1 protein-coding gene is annotated in these 2,341 nt (G+C 50.8%); it reads right to left on the bottom strand.

Translation table 11 applies throughout. The features are described from left to right. Nucleotides 1–123: 123 nt before the first annotated feature. Nucleotides 124–2,151, bottom strand: a complete 2,028-nt coding sequence (locus HMPREF0372_RS06760) for a methyl-accepting chemotaxis protein (RefSeq protein WP_007490078.1) — start codon at nucleotides 2,149–2,151, stop codon at nucleotides 124–126. Nucleotides 2,152–2,341 lie beyond the last annotated feature (190 nt).

A 2,341-nucleotide genomic window follows, 5' to 3' on the forward strand; every position in this document is an offset into this window, starting at 1 on the left:
CAACTGTTTTCCAAGCGTCATTTCACGGCCGTATCTGAAAAAGGTGTCAGTTCCGTGAGGAGTGGCTGTGAGACCGTATCGGGCCCCTATGTGTTCTATGGTACACACTCAACGAATTTCTGGTTACTTTGCGGAGTCAGCAGTATCAGGCAAGGTAAAGCGGTTCAGCATGTCTTTCAATAGCTGTGCCTGTCCAGAAATCTCTTCACTTACTGCGGCACTCTGCTCTGCTGTTGCGGAATTTGTCTGCACTACGCTGGAAATTTGGTCAATTCCCTGCGTGACCTGCTCAATTGAGACCGATTGGCGCTCCGACGCATTCGCTATATTTTGGAACACATCAGTAATCTTTTGTGCTTCTTCTACCACGCTTTCCATAAATTTCGATGTCGTTTCCATGCTTTCCGTTCCCTTTTCAACAGCTGCGAGAGAGGCCGCAATCAACGAGGTTGTGGAGTTGGAAGCCTCAGCGGTTTTCCCAGCCAGGCTGCGCACCTCGTCCGCAACCACCGCAAAGCCTTTTCCGGCCTGTCCAGCACGGGCGGCCTCTACAGCTGCATTCAGGGCCAGTATATTGGTCTGAAATGCGATATCCTCAATGGTTTTGATAATATGGCTGATTTCGTTGGAGCGCTCCCTGATTTCCGTCATAAAGGCCAGGCTCTGCCGCATTCTCTTGCCGCTCTCAACAATGTCGCTGTTGACTTGAAGTGCGCCGCTGGCCGCATCCTTCACAATCGCATGGTTCTCTTTGACCGTAGAGGAAATCTCCGTAACTGCCGCCGCCAGCTCCTCAACGGACGACGCCTGCTCTGTTGCCCCCTGTGCGAGGGCCTGTGCTCCACTGGATACCTGGTCAGAACCACTGAACACCTGCTCCGAAGCCAGTTGGATACTACTCATTACCGCACTCAGCTTTTGGATAAAGCCTTCAATGGAATGCTGAATGGGCATGAAATCGCCCTGGAAGGCCACGTCTGTTTGGATGGTCAAATCCCCCTGCGCAAGGCAGCCCATGACCCGGTCAATCTCATTGACATAGCCGGAAAGATTCCGGATACATTCCCGCATGGACTCGGCCATTTCACCGACCTCATCCGCTCCATTGTGGGTGACTGCGATGTGCAGATTGCCCATGCTCATTTCCCGCAGTGCATCGTTGAGCTGGGAGATCGGGCGCAGCCGCTTTACAATGATGATCCATAGAAGGATGGCAACAATGGCGGTACTGCCTAGAAGCAGCAGGACAAGAGAAACTGTGGTTTTGGTTGTTTGGGCGTTATACTCCGCCTTGGACATGCTGGAGAGCACCTTCCAGCCTCCGCCCGAAAGCTCCTGCACGATACCCACGCAGGGCTCCCCGTCCAGCTTGTAGTTTACGATTTCATTGGTCGGCTCCTCCAACTGCTCCAAAAGTTCCCCCTGGATGTCGAGTTCGGAAAAATTTTTGCCGATCATATCGTGGTTCTCGTGGCCCAGGATCGTGTTGTTTTCCGACAGCAGCACAATGCGTCCGCTCTCCCCAAAATCCATTCCCTTCAAAAAGTCGGAAACCTGTGTCAGCTTCAGATCCAGTATTAGAAGCCCAGCTGTCGCCGTACCGTCAGAAAGCGGGGTTGCAACCGATACACACATTTCATCGGTCGCCGAGTCAATATAGGGCTGGGTTACGTAAGTGCCCTCTTTCGCATTCTGGAAATAGGGCCGCTCACTCAAGAGCACATTCAGCCGTGTTCCCTCCTGATTATAAATATAATCCTCCGTGAGACTGCCAAAGCCAACTCCCAGGATATCCGGGTATTCCTCCATGGTACGATGCAGAAGTACCAGAGCCTCCGAAAATTCCGGCGTACCAGATATGGGCCTGTCCTGAGCAGTGCCGGTGACCGCATGCTGCAGTTGGGTGCTCTGCGCCAGTGTTTCGGTTATGCCAATATACTGTTCAATAAATTGCTCGACTTGTCTTTTGCCGCTAAGGGTCGTCTGCTGCAAAAAGGCATCCTGCTTCTGATTCATCCCAGAGCTGGTCAGTGTTCCTATACAGACAGCCGAAACGAGGTTAAGAATCAGCAATGTGGCGATCGAAAACAGGACAAGGGTCGTCGCAAGTCGTTTGGACTTTTTCCGAAGCTTTGCTTTTTTCACGTTCACTCTCTGCTCCTTTGTTCTATCTTCATTTAGTACAGCGCTTAAAAAAGTATAGTTTACTATTTCGCTACACTATTCGACTATTTGTCGGCCATTGCTTAAAATTGTTATCCTGAAAATTCAAATTTTTTTCCTGGCCTGTGTTCTGGATGCAGACTTTGTGAACATGGAAAAGCGCCGCCTATTATAAGAA

Origin of the sequence: Flavonifractor plautii ATCC 29863, from assembly GCF_000239295.1 — a bacterium.
Classification (GTDB): domain Bacteria; phylum Bacillota; class Clostridia; order Oscillospirales; family Oscillospiraceae; genus Flavonifractor; species Flavonifractor plautii.